The organism is Candidatus Paraluminiphilus aquimaris (genome assembly GCF_026230195.1).
Classification (GTDB): Bacteria; Pseudomonadota; Gammaproteobacteria; order Pseudomonadales; family Halieaceae; genus Luminiphilus; species Luminiphilus aquimaris.
Map to the genome: position 1 here is coordinate 1,889,215 of NZ_CP036501.1, position 25,319 is coordinate 1,914,533.

Annotated in this window: 25 protein-coding genes and 1 tRNA gene; 23 read left to right on the top strand and 3 right to left on the bottom strand. The window is 52.5% G+C overall.

The window, feature by feature from the left end:
• Positions 1–3: 3 nt before the first annotated feature.
• The 12 genes from E0F26_RS08605 to E0F26_RS08660 all read left to right on the top strand — a co-directional run bounded on the left by E0F26_RS08605 (position 4) and on the right by E0F26_RS08660 (position 12,006).
• Complete coding sequence (locus tag E0F26_RS08605) at positions 4–1,485, top strand: glyceraldehyde-3-phosphate dehydrogenase (RefSeq protein ID WP_279241253.1); 1,482 nt, start codon at positions 4–6, stop codon at positions 1,483–1,485.
• Positions 1,486–1,734: 249 nt separating this feature from the next.
• Positions 1,735–3,081 (top strand): Na(+)-translocating NADH-quinone reductase subunit A, encoded by a 1,347-nt coding sequence (locus E0F26_RS08610; RefSeq protein WP_279241254.1) that lies wholly within the window; start codon positions 1,735–1,737, stop codon positions 3,079–3,081.
• 3 nt (positions 3,082–3,084) lie between these two features.
• A complete protein-coding gene (locus E0F26_RS08615; RefSeq protein ID WP_279241255.1) occupies positions 3,085–4,284 on the top strand; it encodes an NADH:ubiquinone reductase (Na(+)-transporting) subunit B in 1,200 nt (399 codons plus the stop codon).
• The gene (locus E0F26_RS08620; protein ID WP_279241256.1) at positions 4,274–5,050 is read left to right on the top strand and encodes a Na(+)-translocating NADH-quinone reductase subunit C; all 777 of its coding nucleotides are present in this window, start codon (positions 4,274–4,276) and stop codon (positions 5,048–5,050) included. The genes E0F26_RS08615 and E0F26_RS08620 overlap by 11 nt, the downstream gene beginning before the upstream one ends.
• Positions 5,050–5,709, top strand: coding sequence for an NADH:ubiquinone reductase (Na(+)-transporting) subunit D (locus E0F26_RS08625; RefSeq protein ID WP_279241257.1), 660 nt, complete (start codon positions 5,050–5,052; stop codon positions 5,707–5,709). The genes E0F26_RS08620 and E0F26_RS08625 overlap by 1 nt, the downstream gene beginning before the upstream one ends.
• The gene (gene nqrE, locus E0F26_RS08630) at positions 5,709–6,317 is read left to right on the top strand and encodes an NADH:ubiquinone reductase (Na(+)-transporting) subunit E (protein ID WP_279241258.1); all 609 of its coding nucleotides are present in this window, start codon (positions 5,709–5,711) and stop codon (positions 6,315–6,317) included. The genes E0F26_RS08625 and nqrE overlap by 1 nt, the downstream gene beginning before the upstream one ends.
• Before the next feature lie 58 nt (positions 6,318–6,375).
• Positions 6,376–7,569: an NADH:ubiquinone reductase (Na(+)-transporting) subunit F gene (gene nqrF / locus E0F26_RS08635; RefSeq protein WP_420887705.1), complete on the top strand. Its 1,194-nt coding sequence runs from the start codon at positions 6,376–6,378 to the stop codon at positions 7,567–7,569.
• Positions 7,570–7,579: 10 nt separating this feature from the next.
• Entirely contained in the window at positions 7,580–8,617 is a 1,038-nt protein-coding gene (locus tag E0F26_RS08640; protein ID WP_279241260.1) for an FAD:protein FMN transferase, read from the top strand.
• Positions 8,617–8,880 carry a (Na+)-NQR maturation NqrM gene (gene nqrM, locus E0F26_RS08645; RefSeq protein WP_279241261.1) on the top strand — a complete coding sequence of 88 codons (264 nt, stop codon included), beginning with the start codon at positions 8,617–8,619 and terminating at the stop codon, positions 8,878–8,880. Before E0F26_RS08640 ends, nqrM begins: the two co-directional genes overlap by 1 nt.
• Positions 8,881–8,885: 5 nt before the next feature.
• Complete coding sequence (locus E0F26_RS08650; protein WP_279241262.1) at positions 8,886–10,115, top strand: ABC transporter permease; 1,230 nt, start codon at positions 8,886–8,888, stop codon at positions 10,113–10,115.
• Positions 10,112–10,786 (top strand): ABC transporter ATP-binding protein, encoded by a 675-nt coding sequence (locus E0F26_RS08655; protein WP_279241263.1) that lies wholly within the window; start codon positions 10,112–10,114, stop codon positions 10,784–10,786. The genes E0F26_RS08650 and E0F26_RS08655 overlap by 4 nt, the downstream gene beginning before the upstream one ends.
• On the top strand, positions 10,774–12,006 hold the full coding sequence (locus E0F26_RS08660; protein WP_279241264.1) for an FtsX-like permease family protein: 1,233 nt from the start codon (positions 10,774–10,776) through the stop codon (positions 12,004–12,006). Before E0F26_RS08655 ends, E0F26_RS08660 begins: the two co-directional genes overlap by 13 nt.
• Here the strand turns inward: E0F26_RS08660 and E0F26_RS08665 are convergent.
• Positions 12,003–12,542 (bottom strand): DUF2062 domain-containing protein, encoded by a 540-nt coding sequence (locus tag E0F26_RS08665; RefSeq protein WP_279241265.1) that lies wholly within the window; start codon positions 12,540–12,542, stop codon positions 12,003–12,005. The two genes, E0F26_RS08660 and E0F26_RS08665, sit on opposite strands and share 4 nt — an antisense overlap.
• Before the next feature lie 216 nt (positions 12,543–12,758).
• Here E0F26_RS08665 and E0F26_RS08670 point away from each other — a divergent pair, with 216 nt between their 5' ends.
• The 11 genes from E0F26_RS08670 to E0F26_RS08720 all read left to right on the top strand — a co-directional run bounded on the left by E0F26_RS08670 (position 12,759) and on the right by E0F26_RS08720 (position 23,934).
• On the top strand, positions 12,759–14,963 hold the full coding sequence (locus E0F26_RS08670) for a DNA internalization-related competence protein ComEC/Rec2 (protein WP_279241266.1): 2,205 nt from the start codon (positions 12,759–12,761) through the stop codon (positions 14,961–14,963).
• Positions 14,964–15,035: 72 nt separating this feature from the next.
• Positions 15,036–15,653, top strand: coding sequence for a MotA/TolQ/ExbB proton channel family protein (locus tag E0F26_RS08675; RefSeq protein ID WP_279241267.1), 618 nt, complete (start codon positions 15,036–15,038; stop codon positions 15,651–15,653).
• A gap of 2 nt (positions 15,654–15,655) precedes the next feature.
• Entirely contained in the window at positions 15,656–16,075 is a 420-nt protein-coding gene (locus E0F26_RS08680) for an ExbD/TolR family protein (RefSeq protein ID WP_279241268.1), read from the top strand.
• A gap of 2 nt (positions 16,076–16,077) precedes the next feature.
• Positions 16,078–17,901 (top strand): lipid A export permease/ATP-binding protein MsbA, encoded by a 1,824-nt coding sequence (gene msbA / locus E0F26_RS08685; protein ID WP_279241269.1) that lies wholly within the window; start codon positions 16,078–16,080, stop codon positions 17,899–17,901.
• Entirely contained in the window at positions 17,898–18,908 is a 1,011-nt protein-coding gene (gene lpxK, locus E0F26_RS08690; RefSeq protein WP_279241270.1) for a tetraacyldisaccharide 4'-kinase, read from the top strand. The genes msbA and lpxK overlap by 4 nt, the downstream gene beginning before the upstream one ends.
• A gap of 11 nt (positions 18,909–18,919) precedes the next feature.
• A complete protein-coding gene (gene kdsB, locus E0F26_RS08695) occupies positions 18,920–19,663 on the top strand; it encodes a 3-deoxy-manno-octulosonate cytidylyltransferase (protein WP_279241271.1) in 744 nt (247 codons plus the stop codon).
• The gene (murB, locus tag E0F26_RS08700) at positions 19,660–20,682 is read left to right on the top strand and encodes a UDP-N-acetylmuramate dehydrogenase (RefSeq protein WP_279241272.1); all 1,023 of its coding nucleotides are present in this window, start codon (positions 19,660–19,662) and stop codon (positions 20,680–20,682) included. The genes kdsB and murB overlap by 4 nt, the downstream gene beginning before the upstream one ends.
• A gap of 2 nt (positions 20,683–20,684) precedes the next feature.
• The gene (gene uvrC / locus E0F26_RS08705) at positions 20,685–22,517 is read left to right on the top strand and encodes an excinuclease ABC subunit UvrC (protein ID WP_279241273.1); all 1,833 of its coding nucleotides are present in this window, start codon (positions 20,685–20,687) and stop codon (positions 22,515–22,517) included.
• Positions 22,518–22,531: 14 nt separating this feature from the next.
• Complete coding sequence (gene pgsA / locus E0F26_RS08710; protein ID WP_279241274.1) at positions 22,532–23,101, top strand: CDP-diacylglycerol--glycerol-3-phosphate 3-phosphatidyltransferase; 570 nt, start codon at positions 22,532–22,534, stop codon at positions 23,099–23,101.
• Between the two features lie 33 nt (positions 23,102–23,134).
• Positions 23,135–23,210 (top strand) — tRNA-Gly (locus E0F26_RS08715).
• A gap of 79 nt (positions 23,211–23,289) precedes the next feature.
• Positions 23,290–23,934 carry a LysE family translocator gene (locus E0F26_RS08720; RefSeq protein ID WP_279241275.1) on the top strand — a complete coding sequence of 215 codons (645 nt, stop codon included), beginning with the start codon at positions 23,290–23,292 and terminating at the stop codon, positions 23,932–23,934.
• An 11-nt stretch (positions 23,935–23,945) separates the two neighbouring features.
• Here E0F26_RS08720 and E0F26_RS08725 read toward each other — a convergent pair whose 3' ends face one another.
• The gene (locus tag E0F26_RS08725; RefSeq protein WP_279241276.1) at positions 23,946–24,920 is read right to left on the bottom strand and encodes a serine hydrolase domain-containing protein; all 975 of its coding nucleotides are present in this window, start codon (positions 24,918–24,920) and stop codon (positions 23,946–23,948) included.
• Positions 24,921–24,971: 51 nt separating this feature from the next.
• Entirely contained in the window at positions 24,972–25,310 is a 339-nt protein-coding gene (locus E0F26_RS08730) for a hypothetical protein (RefSeq protein ID WP_279241277.1), read from the bottom strand.
• Between the last annotated feature and the right edge of the window lie 9 nt (positions 25,311–25,319).

The window sequence follows — 25,319 nt, forward strand, 5'->3', positions numbered from 1 at the left end:
AGCATGGCGCCCCAAAGAAAGCGTCAGCGTCCTGACGATTATTTCGTAGATTGGAAAGAGCGAGAAGCTCTGGCTGAATCCATGATCCCTATCGTCGGAGCACTGGCACGTGAACAAAATGTAAAGTGCTACATTTATGGGAAATCTCTCGTAAACCTTAGCGTACTAGACATCATGAAAGCCCATCGTTGGGTACGTCAGGTTGAGGATAACGAGCTCTCTGAGTTTGAGACTATTCGAATTCTCGAAGCGATGGCGAAACTTCATCTCGGACCGTGTCACATTGATATCGGTCGCCTGTCGGTTGAATATTTTGATAAAGAGCAGGGCGAAGGTGCGTCCTTGGACGACTTCGTTGCGAGCCGCCTGTCACACCTTCTTGATTCGGGCGAGCAAGCAGAGGGGCCCGTTGATGTTGTTTTGTTCGGTTTTGGTCGGATCGGACGCCTCATGGCACGCATACTCGTTGCCAAGACAGACGGTGGCGACAATTTACGGTTACGTGCAATCGTTGTTCGTAAAGGCAGTGCACCCGACGACCTCGTGAAACGAGCAAGTTTGCTGCGACGAGACTCGGTGCACGGCGTGTTCCAAGGGACTATTAGAGTTGACGAAGAGCGACAGTCGTTCGTTGCCAACGGTAATGAGATAAAGGTCATATACGCAAACGCGCCTGAGGATGTCGATTACGAAGCGCATGGCATCAGTAACTGTCTTGTCGTTGACAATACGGGTGTTTGGCGTGATCGCGCGGGCCTCTCGAGACACCTGAGCGCGAAAGGTGTCAGTAAAGTGATTTTAACCGCGCCCGGTAAGGGCGATATCAAAAACATTGTCGCGGGTATCAATCACAACGAGATCGACGCTGGCGATGAGGTGCTGTCCGCTGCATCGTGTACGACAAACGCCATTGTTCCGCCCCTTAAGGCCATTCATGATCAATTCGGCATCGAGTCGGGACATGTGGAAACCGTTCATGCGTTTACCAATGATCAAAACCTTATCGATAATTATCACAAGGCGGACCGCAGAGGGCGCAGTGCGCCGTTGAACTTAGTGTTGACTGAGACAGGGGCCGCAAAAGCCGTTGCAAAGGTGCTGCCTGAGTTAACAGGTAAATTGACCGGTAATGCTATCCGAGTGCCGACACCGAATGTTTCGATGGCGATTCTTAATGTCACGTTATCCAAGGATACGACGAAGGAAGAGCTGAACGAGTTCATGCGGCAGACGGCCCTACACAGTGAGTACAGAAAACAGATCGATTTCTCGAACTCGCCAGAAGTTGTCTCTACTGATTTTGTGGGATCTCGCGCAGCCTGTGTCTTCGATGCACAAGCGACCATCGTCAATGGCCGACACGCCGTGTTATACCTTTGGTACGACAACGAATACGGCTACAGCTGTCAGGTTTACCGCGTTTTAGAGAAAATGGCTGGCATCAAATATCCTACCTATCCACCGACGGACAGGGGTGGTCTCTGACAACTTAATTCAATGGTCATTTGAATTGCAGAGAGTTGTGGTAACTCGGCGCCAGCTTGGTTAGAATTCGCGGCGCCGGGTGTATATAAAACTGAGCTGAAAACAGCCGCCGGCAAACCTGTAGTTCACTTCGCTGGGGGGAGTGGCCACTCACATCAGGCAGCGCCTGATCCGCTTCAGTGCAAGCTGACTACATGACAGCCAGCGGAGGCGCGTGCGCGCGATATGCGAACGATGATAGGGAAAGGCATGATTAAAATTCGCCGGGGACTCGATATCCCATTGGCCGGAGCTCCAGAGCAGTCAATCGCTCGTGAGTTCTCGCCACGAAATGTAGCACTCGTTGGAGCCGACTACATTGGTATGAAACCAACCATGGCCGTGTCAGAGGGCGATATCGTCTCTAAGGGCCAAACGCTATTCACAGACAAAAAGTGCGAAGGTGTAGCCTACACGGCGCCGGCATCTGGCAGGGTTGCAGCCATCAATAGAGGCGCGCGACGAGTCTTTCAATCGCTTGTGATTGAGATCGACGAATCTGTCGAGCCTAAGCGCTGGGATGCGGTTGCGCGCGAGGCCATCGCGTCACTTACCGCCGAGAGCGTGAAATCGCGGCTCCTTGAGTCGGGTGAATGGACGTCACTGCGAGTGCGTCCCTTTAATAAGGTAGCTGACCCATCAACTGAGCCTGCGGGCATCTTTGTGACAGCGATGGATACCCGTCCTCATGCCGTGAATCCAGACTGGGTGATCGCAGAGAACGCGGATACCTTCGTTGCTGGGCAGGAAATATTGGCTGCACTGAGTGACGCTCCTGTGCATGTGTGCATGGCAGCCGGAAGCGAAGTGCCTGTTGCAGGGCACCAACGTGTTCAGGCAGCCGAATTTTCAGGCCCTCATCCCGCGGGATTGGCTGGAACCCATATTCATTTTCTACAAGGTGCCTCGCTGACTAAGCTGGCGTGGACCATCGATTATCAAGACGTGATAGCGATCGGTAACTTGTTCCTCAACGGAGAGATCGATTCGGCGCGTGTTGTTTCTGTTTCAGGTCCCGCAGTGAGCAATCCCGAAATCGTACGCACCGTTCGCGGCGCTGATATTGAAGCCCTCACGGCAGGCAATCAGGCCGGTGGTGAAAACCGTCTCATAAGCGGTTCTGTTTTGGGGGGGCGCAGTGTGCAGGCGCACTCGGCTTACCTTGGACGCTTCCACAATCAGATTTCCCTGCTCTCAGAGGGCAGAGATCGAGCATTTATGGGCTGGTTATCACCCGGCGCAAAGAAACACTCAGCCATGGGCATTTACCTATCGAGTTTGTTCGGCAATAAGCCACTCGCCATGACAACGACCACCAACGGCTCGGAACGGGCAATGGTTCCCGTTGGCGCCTACGAGCGGGTTATGCCGCTTGACGTGCTTCCCACTCAATTACTAAGGGCGCTTTTGGTGGGTGATACCGAGACAGCTCAGGCCTTGGGGTGTTTAGAGCTCGACGAGGAAGACTTGGCCCTGTGCACCTACGTGTGCCCGGGAAAATATGAATACGGTCCGGTGTTGCGAGACAACCTGGCGAGAATTGAGAAAGAGGGATAAGTCGTGGGATTACGCAGTACATTAGACAATCTTGAGCCTCATTTTAAGCCCGGTGGTAAGTACGAGTCGTGGTATGCGCTCTTTGAAGCTGTCGACACGATCTTTTACAGCCCATCAAGTGTTACCAAGGCTTCGGCACACGTGCGAGATGGCATCGACCTCAAGCGCATCATGATCACGGTTTGGTTTTGCACCTTTCCGGCGATGTTTTATGGCATGTACAACATTGGGTACCACGCCAATGAAGTGATTGCAGCGGGCGGTTACGGTCTAGAGGGTTGGCGAGGTGCGATTGTCGCCAGTTTGGGCGGTTTTAATCCAAACAGCCTGTGGGATAACTTTTTATACGGTGCCGTCCACTTTCTGCCCTTGTACGCGATCACCTTTATTGTCGGTGGGTTTTGGGAAGTCCTGTTCGCGATGAAGCGCGGACACGAAATCAATGAAGGGTTCTTTGTTACCTCGATTCTTTTCACACTCACACTGCCGCCAGACCTTCCGTTGTGGCAGGCGGCGATGGGTATTTCCTTCGGTATTGTGGTCGCCAAAGAGGTGTTTGGTGGCACAGGGAAGAACTTCCTGAACCCGGCGCTGACAGGTCGCGCTTTTCTGTACTTCGCTTATCCAGCACAACTTTCAGGCGATACCGTCTGGACAGCGGTCGATGGCTACTCTGGTGCGACAGCATTGAGCGTCGTAGCAAGCGATGGCATGGCCGGTCTTACCTCAGCCTACACTTGGTCAGAGGCGTTTTTGGGCGCGATGCCAGGTTCAATCGGTGAGACTTCAACGCTTGCGATCATGATTGGCGGTGGCGCGCTACTGCTTATGGGGATCGCGTCGTGGCGTGTCGTGGCTGGCTGCTTCGCCGGCATGATTGGCTTCTCACTACTGCTTAATGCGATCGGTTCCGATTCAAACCCCATGTTTGCCATGCCTTGGTACTGGCACATGGTCATAGGAAGCTTCGCATTCGGTGCATTTTTCATGGCAACCGACCCCGTTTCCGCTGCCATGACCAACAGCGGGCGATGGGCGTACGGTGCATTGATCGGCGTTATGTGTGTATTGATCCGTGTTGTTAACCCCGCCTTCCCCGAGGGGATGATGCTCGCCATCCTATTTGCGAATCTGTTTGCTCCGCTTTTTGATAATTTCGCGGTGCAAGCCAATATTAAAAGGAGACTAGCTCGTGTCAGCTAATAACGAGACGCTGTCCCGCGTACTTACGGTCGCTCTTGGACTCTGTATTGTCTGCTCTGTCGTCGTGTCTACAGCGGCGGTTGCCTTGAAACCGCAACAGGAAGCCAACAAGGCCAGAGACCTAAAGCGCAACATATTGATGGCCGGTGGTTTGTACGATCCCGAGCGATCGGTAGAAGAGCAGTTCGAAACGATCGAAGCCCGCGTGGTTGATCTAGACACCGGCTTGTTTGTCGATGATGTCGACCCGGAAACCTTTGATCAGCGCAAATCATCGAAAGATCCCTCGCAGTCACGGGCATTGAGTGGCGATGAGGATCCAGCAAAGATCATTCGGCGTGAGAATCGAGCTGTGGTTTACCTCGTAAACAACGGAAACGGTGGTCTCGACCGCATCATCTTGCCTATTCATGGATACGGTCTGTGGTCGACGCTCTATGGCTTTGTGGCGCTAGAGTCTGACGCCAATACCATTGTCGGTCTCGGGTTCTACGAGCACGGAGAAACGCCTGGGCTCGGTGGCGAGGTTGATAACCCAAGCTGGAAAGCAAAGTGGTCGGGCAAGCTTGCTTACAAAGAAGGCGACGTTGCCATTACTGTTCTGAAGGGGACGGTTAACCCTGCGTCTGCAAACGCGCAATGGCAGGTCGATGGACTCTCTGGAGCAACGCTGACGACAAAAGGTGTAAGCAACCTAGTTCAATATTGGCTCGGGGACGACGGCTTTGCGCCGCTTCTCGGTAACCTGCGCGGAGGTAATGTGTAATGAGTGTTCGCGAGACCTTATTTTCCCCTGTTATTCAGAACAACCCGATCGCGTTACAAATTCTCGGTATTTGCTCTGCCTTGGCGGTGACCTCATCGCTGCAGGTAAGCCTCGTAATGTCAGTTGCTTTGACTGCGGTGACAGCCTGCTCCTCATTCTTTATTTCGTGTATCCGGAGCTACATTCCATCGAGCATTCGTATCATCGTTCAGATGACCATCATTGCGTCGCTGGTTATTGTGGTCGACCAGATTCTCAAGGCTGTTGCCTACGATATTTCTAAGCAACTCTCGGTATTTGTCGGTTTGATCATTACGAACTGCATCGTTATGGGTCGTGCAGAAGCCTTTGCGATGAAGAACCCACCGGTACCGAGCTTTTTGGATGGTTTGGGTAACGGGCTAGGTTATTCCTTTGTACTGATCGCTGTGGGCGTAGTTCGTGAACTCTTCGGTGCTGGCTCCTTGATGGGTATTGAGATCCTGCCAGTGGTCACAGAAGGTGGCTGGTATAACCCTAACGGCCTGCTGCTGCTTCCACCGAGCGCTTTCTTCCTCATTGGCTTCCTCATCTGGGCAATTCGAGCGGTGCAAACAGAGCAAGTTGAAGAGCCTGAGTTCAAAATTGCCAAGCACACAGCCGCAGAGGAGAGTGCGTAATGGAACATTATTTAAGCCTCTTTGTGCGGGCGGTATTCATTGAAAACATGGCCTTGGCGTGGTTCTTGGGCATGTGTACCTTCCTCGCCGTCTCCAAGAAAATTTCTGCTGCGTTTGGTCTGGGTATCGCCGTGGTCGTGGTTCTCACGATTACCGTCCCCGTAAACAATCTGATTTACCAAAATCTGTTGGCGGAGGGCGCCTTGGCCTGGGCGGGCTATCCTGATCTCGATCTGAGCTTCTTAGGATTGCTCTCGTATATCGGCGTTATCGCAGCGATGGTCCAAATTCTCGAGATGTTCCTCGATCGGTACGTTCCTGCGCTGTATTCTGCGCTCGGTGTTTTCCTTCCGCTCATCACAGTGAACTGCGCGATTTTGGGTGCATCACTCCTGATGGTTGAGCGAAGCCTCGATTTTGGCGAGAGCGCTGTGTTTGGGTTCGGTGCGGGCGTCGGCTGGGCACTGGCAATTGTTGCGCTGGCAGGGATTCGTGAGAAGTTGAAGTACAGCGATATTCCCGATGGGTTGCAGGGGCTTGGCATAACCTTTATCACTGTGGGATTGATGTCGCTTGGCTTCATGTCCTTTGGTGGTATCGATATTTAATTGGCTACATAAGCTCTAGGAGAGATCTGTGTATACAACTATTTTCTTTGGCGTTGGCATGTTTACTGCCGTTGTTGTCGCCTTGGTGATGGTCATTCTTGCAGCACGCAGTAAGCTGGTTGCAAGCGGCAATATCAGTATCGAAATTAATGGTGAGAAGACGATACAAGTCCCAGCGGGCGGCAAGTTGCTGCAGACGCTAGCGGATGCTGACTTATTCCTCGCCAGTGCCTGTGGTGGAGGTGGTACTTGCGCACAGTGCAAATGTGTCGTCTCCGAAGGGGGCGGTTCTTTACTCCCAACGGAAGAAAGCCACTTCACGCGTCGAGAGGCGAACGAAGGTTGGCGGCTGTCTTGTCAGACACCTGTCAAACAGGACCTGAAAATAGAGATTCCGGAAGAAGTCTTTGGTGTTAAGCAGTGGGAGTGCACAGTTGAATCCAACGACAACGTGGCCACCTTTATTAAGGAGCTAGTGCTTAGACTTCCAGAGGGCGAGACCTGCGACTTCCGAGCGGGGGGCTACGTACAGCTCGAGTGTCCGCCGCATGCGGTGAAGTTCTCGGACTTTGAGATCGGTGAAGAGTACCGGGGTGACTGGGAGCATTTTGGCTTCTTCAAACTCGAGTCCTCTAGTCCAGACACCACGATTCGTGCTTACTCCATGGCTAACTATCCCGAAGAGAAGGGCGTCGTGAAGTTCAACATTCGGGTTGCTACTCCGCCGCCTCGAACCGAAGGTTTACCCCCGGGCATCATGTCGAGCTGGGTCTTTAATCTTAAGCCCGGTGACAAGATCAATGTTTACGGCCCGTTCGGAGAATTCTTCGCAAAAGAGACCGATGCTGAGATGGTGTTTATCGGTGGTGGTGCTGGTATGGCGCCAATGCGTTCGCACCTGTTCGATCAGCTACGTCGGATCAATACTGATCGTAAAATTAGCTTTTGGTACGGTGCGCGGTCGCTTCGCGAGATGTTTTACGTCGAAGATTACGACACGCTCGCGGCCGAAAATGACAACTTCGACTGGCATGTGGCGTTATCGGACCCCCAGCCTGAAGATAATTGGGATGGCTTAACCGGCTTCATTCACAACGTGTTGTATGAGCAATACCTGAAGGACCATCCAGCGCCTGAAGATTGCGAGTTCTATATGTGTGGGCCACCCATGATGAACAAGGCCTGCATCGACATGCTCGTCGACCTGGGCGTTGAGCGCGAGAATATTTTCTTGGATGACTTCGGTGGGTAAGCGCCGACCATTGTCAATCACAAGGCCAGCCATCGCGCTGGCCTTTTTGCTTTTTGCTGCTGGTTGCAGTGAGTCATCAAGCACAGAGAAGTTATCGGGCCGTATTTTTGGAACCAGCTGGAACTTAACCTTTCACACCTCACCAGAGGGCTTAACGCCGGACCAAGTTGAGTCAGCAGTAATGGACGCGTTTAAGGTTGTTGATGACAGCATGAACAACTATCGCGACGATTCAACAATCAGTCGTTTAAATGCTCTCGATGCCAATCAAGTCTTTGAGGTTGACTGGGACTTTGCGCTGGTCTTTAACACAGCCCTCGATATTTATTACGCGACCGGAGGCGCCTACGACCCCTCGGTATCGCCGCTCGTCAATTTATGGGGGTTTGGGCCAAAGGGAGTTACGCAAAGACCCTCTGAAGACGCGCTCGATGCACTTGAGCCTATTATTGGTCTCGAAGAATTTGCCTGGGATTTATCAACACGGGCTTTTGTGAAACAACATGCACAAGCCGAGCTCGATTTTTCATCGATCGCCAAGGGCTATGCCGTTGATCTCGCGTCTGACGCACTGCTTGAGATGGGTATTGAGCACTTCATGCTGGAAGTAGGGGGTGAGGTGCAGGTGCGCGGATTGAGTCCTCGTGGTGATCGGTGGCGACTAGCTATTGAGAATCCCGTACCCGCGCGCGCGGGCGCCGTGTATGCGGCGATAGCCGTAACGGACGTTGGTATTGCGACGAGTGGGGACTATCGCAATTTCTTTGTCGATAAGGGCACTCGTTACTCTCACCTTATTGATCCACGAACCGCGCTACCGATAGAGCATGACCTGGTATCTGTCACTGTCGTGCATCCTTCTACGATGGTGGCCGATGCTTGGGCGACGGCCCTTATGGTCGTTGGCACCGAGGAGGCTTTACGCTTGGCTGATCTTTATGAGCTGGGCGTTACCCTGATTTCTCGCGATGGCCAGCAGCTGGTAAGCTCGGACAACGGGGTCATGGCACAGTGGTTAACGACATCAACGGGAGAGGATGCCCTCTAATGATTTTTCTGATTAGTTTTATTGTTTTTGCATTCATTCTTAGCGCTATGGCCGTGGGTGTTATAGCGGGTAGGGCGCCTATTAAGGGTTCGTGCGGCGGCATCGGCGCGCTGGGTATCGATCAATCCTGTGACCTGTGTGGCGGTGATCCTCAGCGTTGCGAAACAGAGACGCGGGACCACTTTGAGGCAAGTAGCTCCGAGGCTGGGGCCAGCAACAAGGCCGATAAGGGTGCGGTTGTTTTCGATCCTGCTGAGCGGTAGGACACTTGCCATTTGAATTAGACATAGCGCAGAGGCTCAGCTTTGGCGCCGGACAGCGATCTTTTACGCGCTGGGTGGCTATTTTGTCCGCGACGGGCATGGCTATTGGTGTCGCGAGTCTTATTGTTGTGCTGTCGGTAATGAATGGACTGGCTGGAGAGCTGACTGGGCGGTTGTTGAACGCGACGCCTCACATTTCTGTAACTCCAGCGGGAACACTGTCTGAGGCAGAAATTCGTGCCACCGATATTGAGCGTCGCTGGGCGGCGGTAAGCGCCTCTCCTTTTTTGAGTCGGCAAGTTATGCTGAGGTCATCCTTTACCTCGGCCGGTGCCGAACTAACGGGTTATGCCTCCGGTCCCTCTGGGCTTTCTGGCGTGACGGTGGTGGGCGGTGATTTGTTATCGGTGTCAGGTGCTGGCTATAACGTCGTCTTGGGTCAGTCGCTTGCGGAGCAGTTGGGAGTTGGCATTGGCGACCAGGTAGACGTCGTTCTTCCAAACTTATCCGTGACCCCCTTGGGTTTATTACCCCGCTACCGAAGGCTCACCGTATCCGCGATTGTTACGGTGGGTGCGTCACCAGATGGAATTCTGGCATGGACCTCCTATGAGACACTCCAGAAATTAGCGAGAGCCGACGCACCCGATGGAGTTCAAATTCGGCTGGATAACCCCGATCGTGCCGGCGCCATCGCTGCGCAACTTAAACTGGAAGCCTCAGAGCCCTCGACGGTCACGACGTGGGCCGATACGAATCAATCACTTTTTGCGGCGATAAGAATGGAAAAGGTGTTGGTGAGTATCCTGCTGTCAGCCCTTATCGGCGTGGCGGCGTTTAGCGTTGTATCGTCGCTAACGATGTCCGTATCTGAGAAGCGATCAGACATTGCGGCGCTTCGTGTGCTTGGACTGACGCCCCTAGGCGTGATGCGTGTTTTCTTATTCCACGGTTTGCTTCTGGCCGTACTCGGCGTTGTGGTCGGCGCCAGTAGCGGGCTACTGATCGCTACCAATCTTGAGTTGGTGATGACATTCATTGAGACGTTATCGGGATGGACACTGTTTGATCCGAGCGTCTATTACATTGGCGGTCTGCCGACTGAGATCCTGTATTCAGATGTTGTAACTATCATCTCAGGGGCCTTAGTGCTCAGCGTTATTGCCGCGATTTACCCCGCGATCAGAGCAAGCCGGGTATCCCCTGTGAATGCGTTGGAGGGTATCAGCCTATGAGCGTTAAGCTAAGTGCACAGCACGTACGCAAGGTGTATGGCACTCACGAAGGTGCTGTAGAGGTTTTAAATGAGCTCTCACTTGATCTTTATGCAGGAGAGAAGGTGGCCATTGTCGGCGGATCAGGTGCAGGGAAGTCGACACTGCTTAATATTCTAGGTGGGCTCGACAACCCCACATCGGGCAAAGTGTTATTGGAGCAAGCCGATCTCTGGGCGTTAAATGAGCTAGAGCGAAGTCAGTGGCGCAATCGTCATCTTGGGTTTGTTTTTCAATTTCACCACCTAATGCCCGAATTCAGTGCGCTGGAAGCCGTAGCGATGCCGGCTCGAATTGGTGGCAAAAGCAAGCAGGTGGCGGTTGATTCAGCAAAACGGCTGCTCGAGGAGCTTGGGCTTGCGGATCGAATGAATCATCGCCCCGCTCAGTTATCTGGTGGAGAACGACAACGCGTCGCTATTGCCAGAGCACTGATAAATCGCCCCACTTGCGTTTTGATGGACGAGCCCACTGGAAATCTAGACCCGGCAACAGCCGAGCAGGTACTTGCACTCATTCACGATCTCACCTTCACCGATACAGCCTTTGTCATCGTCACCCATGATCCGAGAATTGCTGAGCAGATGGATAAACGGTATCGACTGCAGGACGGACAGCTGTGTCCCGAATAGGCACGAATTTGTGGCCCCGCGCTGTCCATTACGAGATGGCTTATCGGCAGTCGTTAGGTGAAGGCCCTGGGTTGTCGGCGTTTTTGTCAAAATTATCAATTGTAGGCATGGTGATCGCGGTCTCTTTTCTCTTGGCGTCACTGTCAGTGATGAACGGTTTTGAACAGGAAATGCGCTTGCGCATTCTTAACCTTGTTCCCCACGTTACCGTTCAAAGCTATGCAGGTACCTCCGATAACCGTGAGACGGCGAAGTATTTTAGTGAAATGCCTTCTGTTGTCAGAAGCCATCGATTTGAAGAGGCTAATGCGCTTTTTTACGCTAATTCGGGGTCACGTGTGGGCCGGCTGGTGTTTGCTGAGGCCGGTGCGCTCGGGCCGTTATCGGAGCACCTCCGACCGAAGGTTGAAGATGTAAAATCGAATGAAATTGTGCTCGGAAGTAAATTGGCCCAAGCCCTCGATATAAAGGTTGGAGAGTCCGTTGTTGCTTTGATCAGCGAGAAGGGCAGTGAGCGTCGGTTTTCACCGTTATCACTCACCTTGGTATCGACGCTTGAGTCTAATACCGAAATTGATCGGGTTTTCGCATTTTCTGCCGCCTCGGCGAGCGTTTACTACACGTCGGCGCCACCACCGGCTTGGGCTATTACGATCGAGGACCCGCTGGATGCCCCTGAGGTGGCGCAAGCGCTTCGCCGGAGCTTGGGTCCACAGTATTGGGTTTCCGACTGGACTCGCTCGTTGGGAAATTTGTATCAAGCTATCCAACTATCAAGGCAGATTGTGGGGTTAATGCTCGTCGCATTGCTTGTCGTTGCGGTATTCAACGTCGTTACGTCGCTCGTGCTCGTGACAGCGGATCGTCGCCCCGGTTCTGCAATGCTACGGACTATGGGTGCAACGCCTGCAGACGTTTTAAAGATTTTCACTATCCAAGGAACGATCATCGGGGCCGGCGGTGCGACAATCGGTGCGGCTCTGGGAGCCATGATTGCACTGGGGATACCCTCTCTCGTAGCGCTTATGGAGAGCGTTAGCGGCCAACCTTTACTCGATACCAGTGTCTACCCACTCGCGTATGTCCCCGTCGATTTGAGAGCAGTCGATTTCATCAGTATTTCAGCCACGGCTTTCGTTCTATCACTCTTGGCCTCTGTGTTACCGGCCATTAGCACATCGCGGTCTTCGATTACCGAATCACTGAGGCAGTCGCGTTAACGGGGGTGGGAGCGTTTACGAGCTAATCGCTTTCGCGCGCGTTCGGTTATTCGTTGACTAATTCGTAGGCGCCACAAGCCATCGGCCATTACATACCCAACAAACGCGGCTGCTACGCCGATCACTGCGCAGCCGAGTACAAACGCGGGCAGGATGCCCAGAAACTCGGCGCTCAGCGGGTATAACCAGTTTACAGCCGTCACATCCAACACCGGTGTGCCTAGCAGGGCGCAACCCAGGAGGTATGCTCCCAAGTAAATGACGGGCATGGTTATTGGGTTGGTTATGAAGATCAGCATGAAGGACAGTGGCACATTTGCGCCGAGGCGGATGGCCAAGAACACGGCGACGAACATTTGCCCTGGGAGCGGTATCATTGAACAAAACAAACCGATAGCCGTCGCTCGGGAAATCGATATTCGGCTGACATGCCACAACTCTCGTCGCTCTAGCAAATTCCCAAAGCGCTCAAGTCCATTGACACGCATGAGGCGCGTCGGACTCAGCAGAAATTTTCGTAATGACCGTTTCGGCATTTCTCTTACTTAGTTATCAGCAATATCAGGGCTTTATCGCCTAAAAAGCCACCAAAGTAGCCAATGCTATGCCCTCTGAACGGTTGATGTGAAGACTGAGGACACGCGCATCTAGTATGAGGCTCCAGCTCAGGTTCTTCCAGCTGCTGTCAGGGAAAATTGCGAACATTCATCCGGGAAAATGACACGTTATTGGTGTATGGGTTCGTATGCGTCGTGGCGCTGTTAACCCCGTCGAATGGCTTTTACGGCGTTAGCCTTGCCATTGCACTGTGTATGACGTGGCGGCAAATACCGACACGAATCACCATCGCGGGTTGCATGGGCTTATTGGTTAGCACAGCTCACGCTCATCACTACACACATTCACAACTCCCTTCCTCTTGTTTTGACCTCCCGATGCAGGCGTCTGGCACGGTGGTGTCATTTGTTGAGCGGCACCAAGGCGCCGGCGAAGTTCCTTATCTAACCTTCGATTTGGCAATTCGATGGTTAGCGGCTGACGATTGCGGCATTGGCAATACCGTTAGAGCTTTCGTTAGCACGTCGCCTGATACGCCCATGTTCAAGTTGGGCGATTCGATTACCGTCAAACTCCGGTTAAGACCCGTGGCGTCTATTTGGAATCGGGCCCAACTGCCCAGAAACATACTGTCATTAGCGCGAGGTATCGCCGCTACGGCCAGCATCAGTGACCTTCAACACATCGAGCATGACACGACGTTGCTAAATGCTCTGCGCCATAACGTAAGTGAGCTCATTACTGAAAATTCGGGCACGGGTGATGCAGAGCGGGTGTTACAAGGCTTGCTACTTGGGCGAAAAAGCGCGATGACACAGGACGATTGGGCGCTTTTACGAGGTATTGGGATCGTTCATGTATTAATTGTGAGCGGTGTCCATGTCTCCTTGTTCGCATTATGGGCTCAATGGCTTTTATCGCTACCAAGGCGTTTCGCACTCTATCCCCGGGACTCTGGGCCTAGTGCATTTTATGCACTCGTCGTGTGCGCGGTAACTGGCGGGTATGTCTTGCTTACGGGTGCATCATTACCGGCACAGCGAGCATTCATCATGATGAGCTTAATAATGCTTATGCGCGCCACGCTGTGGCCTGTTAATCCGCTTTCTGCTGTCGTTCTCGCCGCCGCGATCTTAATTACCATCAATCCCTTCTCGGCCTTAACACCTGGGTTTTGGTTAAGCGTAGTGCTAACCGGTGTCATCCTTGTTGAAACGGAGCGAGTAGCAGTGAATACACTAGGTTCTTGGTTTCGCCTTACTTCGATTATGACCCTTGTCTCATCCCTCTTAAGTCTTGTGTTCTTTGACCAGTTTTCGCCCATTGCACTGCTAGGTAACCTTGTTATAGCACCGATTTTTACGCTGGTCGTGCTACCCGTAGGGCTCCTTGGCGCGGTGTTGGGTGGGGTCTTTGGTGAGCGAGCTGGGTGGGTGATAGAGGGAGTTGCCTATTTGGTATCCGCGGTTTTATCGACAATCAAAGAGGTGATTCCCCAAAACGCGGACGACTTATTGTTATCTGTTTATGTGCATCCCGGTATTTGGGTGTTGGGAGCCCTCATCGGAATGGCGAGTATTTTGAGATCTGCAAAAGCGGTCGTGGCAATCTTGGTCGTTCCTCTGTGTCTAGCAGGCTCCACGCATTTCAACCCAAGAACCGAGGTGGTTATTGCCGACGTTGGTCAGGGCACTATGGGTGTTTTATTTCATGGAGATTTCACCTTGGTTTACGACACAGGGCCTGCTCACGGCTCGGGTGATTCGGCGGCCGAGAGAGACGTCATTCCATGGCTTAAAGCACGCGGTATCCGTCGCATAGATCTCCTTGTGGTCAGCCACAGCGATCTCGATCATTCAGGTGGCTTGGCCGCATTGCGGCAACATTTTGAAATAGCGCGTCATTGGGGCTTTGGTGGAGAAGGTTGCGTTGCGGATCGAAGGCTGAGACTGGCCGACTCACTTTATACACAAGTCATCATGGGCACGGGGCAATCGACGACAACACCAAACGCCGATTCGTGTGTGCTTTTCGTCGAGGCACATGGCACAACGATACTCTTTCCCGGGGATATTCCAGCTCGTGCCGAACTACAACTTATCGCCAGCGGGAGTTTACCCGAGCAAATAGACATATTAGTTGCAGCCCACCACGGGTCAGACACCTCAAGTTCGCAGACGTTTATCGATCGTGTTGACCCTAAACACACCGTGTTTACGACCAAGCAGGCCAACCGTTTCAACCACCCCAGCCCCCAGGTTTTAGGGCGATATCAGGAGAGTGGGGGCGTCCTGTGGGATACAGGCCGTCATGGTGCGGTTAGCTTTAGAAAGCGGCCGGCCAGGAACCTTTCAGCGACAGCTATGCGCATAGGCTACCTGCCATACTGGGCAAAATAGTCGTACTAAAGCATCGCTTGGCTCACCTCTTAAGCAAGGTATACTCAAGGTCGTGCTATGGGGTGTTGATAAATGTTAGACCTAATAATCGCCGGTGGATGGGTGATGCCGCTCATTGTTTGCTGCTCAGTCGTGGCCGTCAGCATTTGTATCGAGCGCTATATCGCCTTAGACCGGCAAAAAATAGCGCCTTCGCATCTCCTTGCAACAGTATGGCGTGACCTAAAACAGGGAGAGCTTAATGCCAAAAAGCTCAATGATCTGAGAGCGAGCTCCCCACTGGGTGCCATCTTGGCCGCGGGAATTAGCAATAGATCGCAAGGACGAGACGTGATGAAGGAGAGCATCTCTGAGGCTGCGAGCCACGTGGTGCATGACCTCGAAAAATACTTAAATTCGTTGGGCACGGTGGCGGCAATCGCCCCATTACTGGGTCTGCTTGGCACTGTAGTAGGTATGATTGATGTGTTTACTCAGATTACGACCGTGGGGACTGGTAATGCCAATGCGCTAGCAGGCGGCATCTCCGAAGCGCTTCTGACAACCGCCGCGGGGTTGATCGTGGCCATTCCGGCACTCGTCATGCACCGTTATTTTACGGGCTTAGTTGACACCCTCGTGGTCAATCTTGAGCGCGAAGCCATAAAGTTGGTAGATGCGCTTCACAGCGGTACGCACCAGGAATACTGAGCATGAAGTTCAAGCGCCAGCGTAAAGAAGCTTTGGCGGTGAATCTAACGCCACTTATCGACGTTGTTTTCTTGTTGCTTATTTTCTTTATGGTCTCAACAAGCTTTACTGACCTCAGTGAGCTTGTCGTTAACTTACCTGAGGCCGATGGCGAGCAAAGGCAAGCAGAGACTAAAGGGCTGGAGCTCGTTATTACGGCAAGCGAAGAAATGTTTCTTAATGGCGTACCGTTTCCAGCTGACGAGAAAAATTTACGGTTAATACTCGTTGAAAAAGCAGGTTCTCGTCGCGATATTCCCATATCAATCATCGCCGATGCCGATACACGTCATGCAATGGTTGTTATGTCGATGGACGCAGTGAGCCAGTTGGGCTTTAAACAGCTGTCTATCGGAACACAAAAACCACTATCGGGTGATTAGCCTTGTCAAATAAGACAAAAAACGCACCAAGTGATTCACAGCTTTATGGGCGACTGTTGAGCTACGCGTTTCAGTACAAAGGGTCACTGATTCTGAGCTTTTTTGGCTTCGTTGTTTACTCACTGGGTAATGTGCTGCTTGCGGATTTAACGCAATTTCTGCTCGACTCCCTCGGCGGCGAACAAATGCTGAGCTTAGGGTTTGTGGCTCAAGCATCACAGTGGGTTTGGCCCGCGGGGGATAAATCTACAACGGACTACGCACGCGTAGCTGTCCCTATTGCGGCCGTCGTGTTGTCATTGGGGCGTGCGCTCGGTTTTTTTGCCGGCAGCTATTTCATGAACAAGGTCGCACGGTCCGTTGTCCACACCGTCAGAACCGACCTGTTTAGCGCATTGGTTCGAGCACCGAAAGCTCACCTCGATCAATTTTCAACGGGCGAGCTGTTATCAAAAGTGACGTTCAACGTTGAGCAAGTCAGTGGCGCCGCCTCCGACGCGTTAAAAACGCTGCTTCGTGAAGGGCTAACGATCATCGCTCTCGTTGCTTACATGCTTTATCTCAATTGGGAGCTTACCGCCGTCTTCTTTGTGGTCGCGCCTGCAATTGGTCTCGTCGTGCACATTGTTGGGAAGCATTTTCGCCGATATAGCCGTCGTATTCAGGAATCGATGGGATCTGTAACCGAGGTGACCGCTGAGAGCTTGGCCGGGCTGGATGATATTCGCATTTACGGTGCGACCGAGCAGGTTAATGCACGATTTGAATCGGCTAGTGCTTTCAATAAACAACAGAGCTTGAAGCTAGCATTTGTGCAAGCGGCCTCGACACCCATCATGCAGACGCTTCTTGCACTGGCGCTTGGTGCGCTTTTTTGGTTTGCATTGGACCCGACGGTCCTCAGGGAATTCAGTGCGGGCTCGCTGGTTGCCTTTATCACTGCCGCTGCGCAACTCGGCAAGCCCATCAGGACATTGAGTAGCATTCAAAGCATTGTGCAGCGGGGACTAGCAGCCGCTGAGGATATTTTTGAGCAGCTTGATGTGCCTGCTGAAGTTGATGACGGAGAATTTCAGCCTGCTGACGTGACAGGGGCTGTGGAATTTCGGGACATTGACTTCAGATACCCAGGTGCCCAAATTAATTCGCTGTCTAATGTCGGTTTCAAGGTCGATGCGGGTCAAACGGTCGCTGTCGTTGGGCGTTCTGGAAGTGGAAAAAGTACCCTCGTAAAATTGTTAGCGCGTTTTTACGTGCCGACCTCGGGTGAAATCCTGCTGGATGGTTGCAACATTCAGGACATCGACCTCGGACATTACCGTGAGCACCTGGGCTTTGTTCCCCAAAATATAACGTTGTTCAGTGATTCAGTCGCAGCGAATATCGCGCTAGGGTCAATGGAAGGACGAAGTCCTGAGGAAATTATCGTCGCTACAGAGCGGGCGCAGGCCGATAAGTTCGTCAATGATCTAGAGCACGGCTACGACACACTCATTGGCGACCAAGGCCTGGGGCTATCGGGCGGGCAGCAGCAACGTATTGCGATCGCTCGGGCGCTGCTAAAGCAGGCGCCAGTGTTGATTCTGGATGAGGCAACATCTGCGCTCGACACGGAATCAGAGGCGCTTATTCAGTCAGCACTTGATGCGAGTCGAGAGGGCAGAACGACGTTTGTCGTTGCTCATCGACTTTCCACTATTGAATCGGCAGACACCGTGCTGCTTATGGATGAGGGGCGGGTGATAGCGCATGGCTCTCACACGCATTTATTGGATACAGAGCCTCTATACCGCGGACTTCACCAGCAGGGATTCACCGACGCATGACAAATCGTCGAGATGGGCTTGAGAGAGCACTAAACGATGCCTGGTATGGCAGTGCCCGTTGGACCTACCTGTTTCTTCCGCTCCTTCCTTTTGTTGCGGTCTTCGTTGGGTTGAAACGCATTTTTCGCCCCAGATCAAAATTTGCGGTGCTTGGTGCTCCGGTCATTGTGGTGGGGGGGCTCACAGCAGGCGGTACGGGTAAGACGCCCACGCTGATTGCGATAGCGCGGTATTTGTCGGGTCGCGGGTTTAAAGTAGGTGTTGTGAGCCGAGGTTATGGTCGTGAGCCAGGACAAAGTGCGTTACTGATCCAATCGGACCACACTGCCGAGAAGGCGGGGGATGAGCCACTGCTCATCAAGCGCTCGGTAGAAAAAGCATCAGTGATTGTTGGAAATTCCCGGCGTGACGCGGCCACGAGTCTGTGTCGGGAGCAAGGGGTGAGTGTTATTTTGTCGGACGATGGTCTACAGCACTACGCACTCCCAAGAGATTTTGAAATTGCTGTCCTTGACGCTGAGCGAGGCGTTGGGAATGGCAGGTTGATGCCCGTAGGGCCCTTACGGGAGCCTACCAGCCGTTTACGGTCCGTGGATTTCGTGCTGGAGCGTAACGGGTCAGATCCGATGCGCTCGCTTACCTATCGCTCGCGACGTCTCTTAAGCCTCAATAGCTCCCTGTACATCGAAGTAGAAGACGCGCTAAAAGAGTGGCGAGGCAAAAAGGTTGTAGCAGCAACTGGCCTTGGGCAGCCCGCTCAATTTTTTAAGACGCTTCATGATCTCAAAATTGAGTGTGAGACTGTCAGTGTTGCTGACCACAGCAAGCTCGATCTTGCCTTGATACAGAGGGAGTACGAGCCCGATATTATCGTTGTTACCGCCAAGGACGCGGTAAAACTTGAGCATGAGCCATGCGATAATGTTTGGGTACTGGAGATCGAGGCAATATTGCCTGATTCACTGTACTCGGCGATCGAGCAACGACTGGCACAGGTCGCTAATTAACGAGGTCTTTCATGTACCACATTGTGATTCCTGCGCGATATAGCTCTACACGCTTGCCCGCTAAAGCGTTGGCTGAAATAAACGGTAAACCTATGGTTTATTGGGTGTGGCGGCAGGCGCTTCAGAGTAGCGCCGTCTCCGTAACGGTTGCGACGGACGATGAGCGTATACGTTCCGCCTTGAGCGTTCACGGCGCGGAGGTTGTTATGACTGACCCCGCCCACCCATCAGGCACAGATCGGCTAGCGGAGGTGGGGCGATTAAAGGGCTGGGACGATGGCAGTGTGGTGGTCAACCTGCAAGGTGACGAGCCGTTAATGCCCGTCGCCAACCTCGAGCAGGTGGCTGAACTCCTGTTGACTCACCCTGAGGCGTCGATCTCGACGTTATCTGAACCTATCAGTTCGTATTCTGCCTTTACAGATCCCGCCGTGGTGAAGGTTGTTTCGGACCGTGTTGGGCGTGCGCAATACTTTTCACGCGCTCCAATCCCGCAGTTGAGAGGCGATACCAATAACATCGTTCCAACGGAGGCGCGGCGACACATTGGTTTGTATGCCTACAGGGTGAGCTTTTTGCGTGAGTTTAGCTCGCGCTCAGTGGCACCTTATGAACAACTTGAGTCGCTTGAACAGTTGCGAGCGCTGCACTACGGGCATGAAATACGCATAGCGGATGCCTGTGAGACGGTTCCCGCGGGTGTCGATACGCTTGCTGACTTAGAGGCGGTAAGAGCCATCATGGCTGACCGATGAGCAAAGTCCGAGAAGGTGTCCCACTTCGTGAGCTCAATACGTTAAAGCTTGAGTCACAAGCGACGTACTTTTTATCTGCGTCCTCAATTGAAGAGGTTCGGCTAGGGGTCATGGAGGCAAAAAAACATGACCTTCACATTACTGCGCTGGGAGGTGGGAGCAACGTCATTTTGAGCCCTGTCATCGAGGGTCTGACCCTCCATCTCAATATAAAAGGGCGTGAAGTTGTCGAAGAAGGAACAGATCATATTGTGGTTCGCTTAGGTGCTGGAGAGTCTTGGCACGAATGCGTTCTATGGGCACACTCAAAAGGCTATTACGGACTCGAGAATCTGGCACTGATACCCGGTAGTGTAGGTGCGGCCCCTGTGCAAAATATTGGCGCCTATGGCGTTGAGATTCAGGATTTAATAGCGGGCGTAGAGGTCGTTGATGGGCATTGTGGTGAAACGAAAACGCTGACGAAGGACGATTGTGCGTTTGGCTATCGCGACAGTGTTTTTAAGCGCGAAGTTGGTCGGCATTGGCTGATCGTGAGTGTGGATGTCCGTCTCTCGAAGCAAGCCGTCTGTTGCATCGAATATCCGGGTTTACGCGATCATATGTCGGACGATCCTATGAGCCCTGAAAGCGTGCTCCAAGCTGTCATAGCCTTAAGAAAAGCGAAATTGCCAGATCCACTTGTTGACCCAAATGTTGGTAGCTTTTTTAAAAACCCTATAGTGAGTCAATCTTTCGCTAAACAGTTAAAGGCAACGTATCGTGACATGCCGCAATTCACAACGCATGACAACCAGACCAAACTGTCGGCTGCGTGGATGATCGATTACCTAGGGTGGCGGGGTGTCGAGGAAAACGGGGTTATCGTGTCGGTTAATCACGCGCTGGTGTTGATCAATAAGTCAGCCCTCTATGCTCCGCAGATAACCCAGTTTGCAGGCAAGATTTCGGCGTCTGTTAAGGCGACTTTTGATGTGACCCTCGAGGTGGAACCTCAACTGATTGGCTCGGGGTGCTAGCTATGGCAAGCGGCGTATTTGAGGCGGAGCCCTTTCTCAAGCAACTCACGACGCGTCCAGGCGTTTATCAAATGTACGATAGGTCCGGTGGGCTGCTTTACGTTGGCAAGGCGAAAAACCTTAAAAACCGTGTGACGAGCTATTTCCGCGCAAGTGGTCTGTCAGCGAAGACCATGGCCCTCGTGGCTAGAATTCAGGACATACAGGTTACGGTCACAACAACGGAACGCGACGCGCTGCTCCTTGAGCACAATTTAATCAAGGAGTATCACCCGCCTTACAACATTTTACTTAAAGACGATAAGTCATACCCCTACATCTATCTTTCTTCTGAGGACAAATGGCCGAAACTCGGTTTTCACCGAGGACCGAAACGACGCAAGGGTGAGTACTTCGGTCCCTACCCGAGTGCGGGTGCTGTTCGATCAACACTGCATCTGATGCAAAAAGTTTTCAAAGTTCGCCAATGCGAGGAATCGTATTTTCGTAACCGCTCTCGACCTTGCCTTCAGTACCAGATTGGTCGCTGCTCGGGTCCCTGTGTCGGTCTAGTCAGCGATGAGGACTATCAGAAGCAAGTTGAGAACTCCGCATTGTTCTTAAGCGGAAAGTCCCAGAAGGTAATGAAGCGCCTTGCTGATGATATGGAACGTGCCGCAGAGAAGCTTGAGTTTGAAAAAGCGGCTGAGTATCGCGATCAACTCCAGCGGTTACAGGATGTGCAGGCCAGTCAGGGAATAGAAGGCTCGCGCGGTGAGCTCGACCTGTTGGCGGTAAAGCAAGCCCATGGGCAAGCCTGTGTTCAAGTGCTGTTCGTTCGAGAGGGCCGAGTTCTTGGGTCTCGTACCTATTATCCGGCAACTCAGCTTGAGGAAGACGAAAGCTCGGTTCTCGATGCATTCATTCCCCAGTTTTACCTGTCAGGTCGTCAAACAATTCCGCAGGAGATTGTTGTAAGTCACAAGCCCAACTTCGCAGATTTGTTAGCCGATACCCTCATGGAGCAGAGTAAACGGAAAGTGGTTTTAAAAACCTCGGTTCGTGATGCGCGAGCGCGTTGGCTGCAGCTGGCAAAACAGACAGCCGAGAGCAACCTAGATTCATTTCTCAGCGGCAAGCAAACGATGGCGGGGCGCTTAGAGGCACTGCGTAGAGAACTGGATTTGGAAATGTCACCGACCCGTATGGAATGTTTCGATATCAGTCACAGTTCCGGCGAGGCAACAGTGGCTTCTTGCGTTGTTTTTGACAGTAACGGCGCGCGCAAGGCGGATTATCGGAAGTTTAACATTGACGGTATAACGGGTGGGGACGATTACGCTGCCATGCAGCAGGCGCTTGAGCGTCGTTACCGGCGCCTCTCAAAGGGTGAAGGCGTGCTACCCGACGTGTTGTTTATCGACGGCGGCAAGGGACAGGTCTCGCAGGCACAACAGGTTCTCGAGCAGTTTGAGTTGACGACTGTTAAAGTTGTGGGTGTCGCCAAGGGTACGACCCGAAAGGCAGGTTTTGAGACGCTTATTGATGGTGATACCGGGGCCGAGACACAATTGCGTGGCGATAACCCCGCATTACATTTGATCCAGCAGATTCGTGATGAGGCTCACCGCTTCGCGATCGGTGGACACAGGGGGCGGAGATCAAAAGCGCGCAAGCAGTCAACCCTAGAAGGTATATCGGGGGTGGGTGCTAAACGCCGACGGGACTTGCTTCGTCACTTTGGCAGTATAAGAGGGGTGGAGAACGCATCCGTCGATGAGATTTGTAAAGTTGACGGGGTCAGTGCAACTCTCGCCCAGAGTATTTATGATCACCTACACACTGTTGAACAGTAATTTTTGGAGCCTATGTGCGTTGGACGCTTCCTAACATTTTGACCTTATTGCGCGTTGGCTGCATTCCCTTTCTGGTGGTCGCCTTCTATTTAGCTGGGCCCTATGCAGGCTTCCTATCGGCACTTATTTTCCTTATTGCAGCGATTACGGACTGGCTTGATGGCTGGCTTGCCAGAACACTGAACCAGGAGAGTGAATTTGGGGCTTTTATGGACCCCGTGGCTGATAAGCTGATCGTGGCCACCGCGCTTGTCTTACTCGTGGCTCATTACGATAATATTTGGATAACACTGGCTGCCATGGTCATTATCGGCCGAGAGATCCTGGTCAGTGCTCTGCGTGAGTGGATGGCTCGAAGCGGACGAAGTGAATCGGTAGCTGTGACCATCGTTGCAAAGTTCAAAACCACCCTCCAGATGACAGCGATTACCTTGTTGCTTTGGCGGGCCTTTAAACCCAATAACGATATCTGGCTGATGGCAGGTTATGTCGCCATGGCAATTGCGGTTTTCTTGACGCTTTGGTCGATGTGGAACTATCTGCAAGTTATGTTGGGAAAGGCTACCGACAACGAAACTGCTTGACCGCTAAGTCCTAGCGAATACACTCGGTACTATGCGGGAATAGCTCAGCTGGTAGAGCGCAACCTTGCCAAGGTTGAGGTCGCGAGTTCGAACCTCGTTTCCCGCTCCAATTTGTCAACTTGAATTCTACTCGGCCGTCGTTGAGCACAACGGGGTCTGACAAATGCGAGACCTTCTGGCGACTTCCCGTGACACTTGAACTTTGGCTACTACTTATTATTACCTTGCTCGCGGGGGCCATGTCACCGGGTCCTAGCGTAGCGCTTGTCATGCGCACCACCATTGTCCACGGACGCAGAAGCGGCGTACTCGTTGCGCTTGCCCACGGTGTGGGAATAACCGTTTACGCCCTTGCTGTGGTCTTAGGTTTGGCCACCGCAATTCAGAGCTCTAGTTCCTTAAATATAGGCTTACGAATAGGTGGCGCGCTGTTTCTTTTTTACCTGGGTTATCGGATGTTATCTAGCGGGATTAAAACCGCGAAAAAGGGCGAGGATGTGGTCACAGAGGCGCCCGCAGAGCGCGATCATCAAAGCCTGACTCAATGGCAACATGTGCTCAATGGATTTTTCATCGTCTTTTTGAATCCGAAAGTAGTGTTGTTTTTTGTGGCGATTTTCAGTCAGTTCTTAACGCCTAATCAATCGATAACAACCCAGTTAATGGCTGCGAGCATGGCAGGAGGTATCGATGCTGCGTGGTACGCGCTTGTGGCTTTTTGTGTCAGTAACCAACGCTTAGCCGGGGCTCTCAGCTCGGCATCTCCCATGATCGATGTCGCATTTGGAGCGTTGTTTATGGCGTTCGCAGGCTTTGTTTTGCTTAACTTCTAACGTCGTACGGCTTACTCGCTTATGGCCGACACCACTCTGGTGTGAAACTCAGTGATAGAAAAGGTCGACGGCGCCTGAATTGCCATGGCATTGGGTACCGAACCTAGCCAGTTCGAAGTCGCTACCGAGCCAGGTATGAGGAACATTTTTCGGTCGTCTGAATGGTTGAGATAGGACTTGTACAGGCTTGCACGAACAATGATCAGGTTGTTCTTGAAGTCCAGGACAACAAACTGCCCATCGAACCCAGAAGTGTGAATGACGCGATTGAGGCAATTGCCGTCAGCGTTTTGCTCTGCGCAGAAGCTCCAAAACTGTTTGTCGTAGAAGCTATCCATGGCGAGGATGTCAGAGACGTAGCCACTGTATTGAGTCCCGCTTTCAACCTCGATGCCACCTAACTGCATCAGGTAGCCGAATTTCGCAAAATCCTGTGCTGTGGCATCAAGGCAACAATATGAGAGGTAGTTACCGTTTGCCTGACCGCTCTCAACGTTATCGCGCCACCAATAGGCGGTCATATTGATGGGCTCAAAGAGCTCAGCTTGGGCAAATAATCCCGGGTCTTGGCCTGTGGCTCGAAACAGGATTTCTCCCAGTACTTGAGTGTCGCAGTTTGAATAGAGGAACTCGCCTTCTGTGTAGATACCATCAGCGTCCCAGGGGTAGGGAGCACCATCAACCGCAAGGCCTCGATTGATACAACCGGTCATTTGATCGGGGTAGAAAACAATATTCCCACCCGCCGCGGCATCCCCCTGGTTAGTGCACTCGCCGAGCGCACCCGAGTCGAGTAAAAAGCAAACCGGGACCAGGCCTGAACGCATATCCAATAATTGCTCGATCGTAATATTGATACGATCGTCCGCCTTCCACTCGGTAATGAAGTCAGATGCCAATTGGTTGGTAGAGGTTATAAATTCCTTTTCGATTGCCATACCGATCAACAGGCTTGTGAATGACTTAGCTGTAGACCACGAGGTCATGAGACTTGTGCTGTCACGCGCACCATAATTCTCCGTCCAAAACGCTGGATCTTACGCGCCTGGATCTGAGGCTAGTGAGACCAGCGTGTCGATTTCCCCATCCGCAATTCCGCGGTATTGTTCTTCAATGAGCTTGCCGTCTCGTATAACAATGGCTGCCTGGGTAAACGAACCGTCTTGCATCGCGTAGTTAAAAGCATCTGATAATGCGGCTGCGTTGAAGCCCGCGTCTGTGGGTGCTTGTGTCTCCCACGTTTCCGGATGCGGAGATACAAAACCTGGGGGCGGCGTTATTGCCGCTTGAGACGATGGCGAGCTACCACCACCACCGCCACCGCAAGCCTGGACAGCAAGCGCGATACAACAAACTAGGAAAGTCCGTTTCTTCATGTGGTAGCC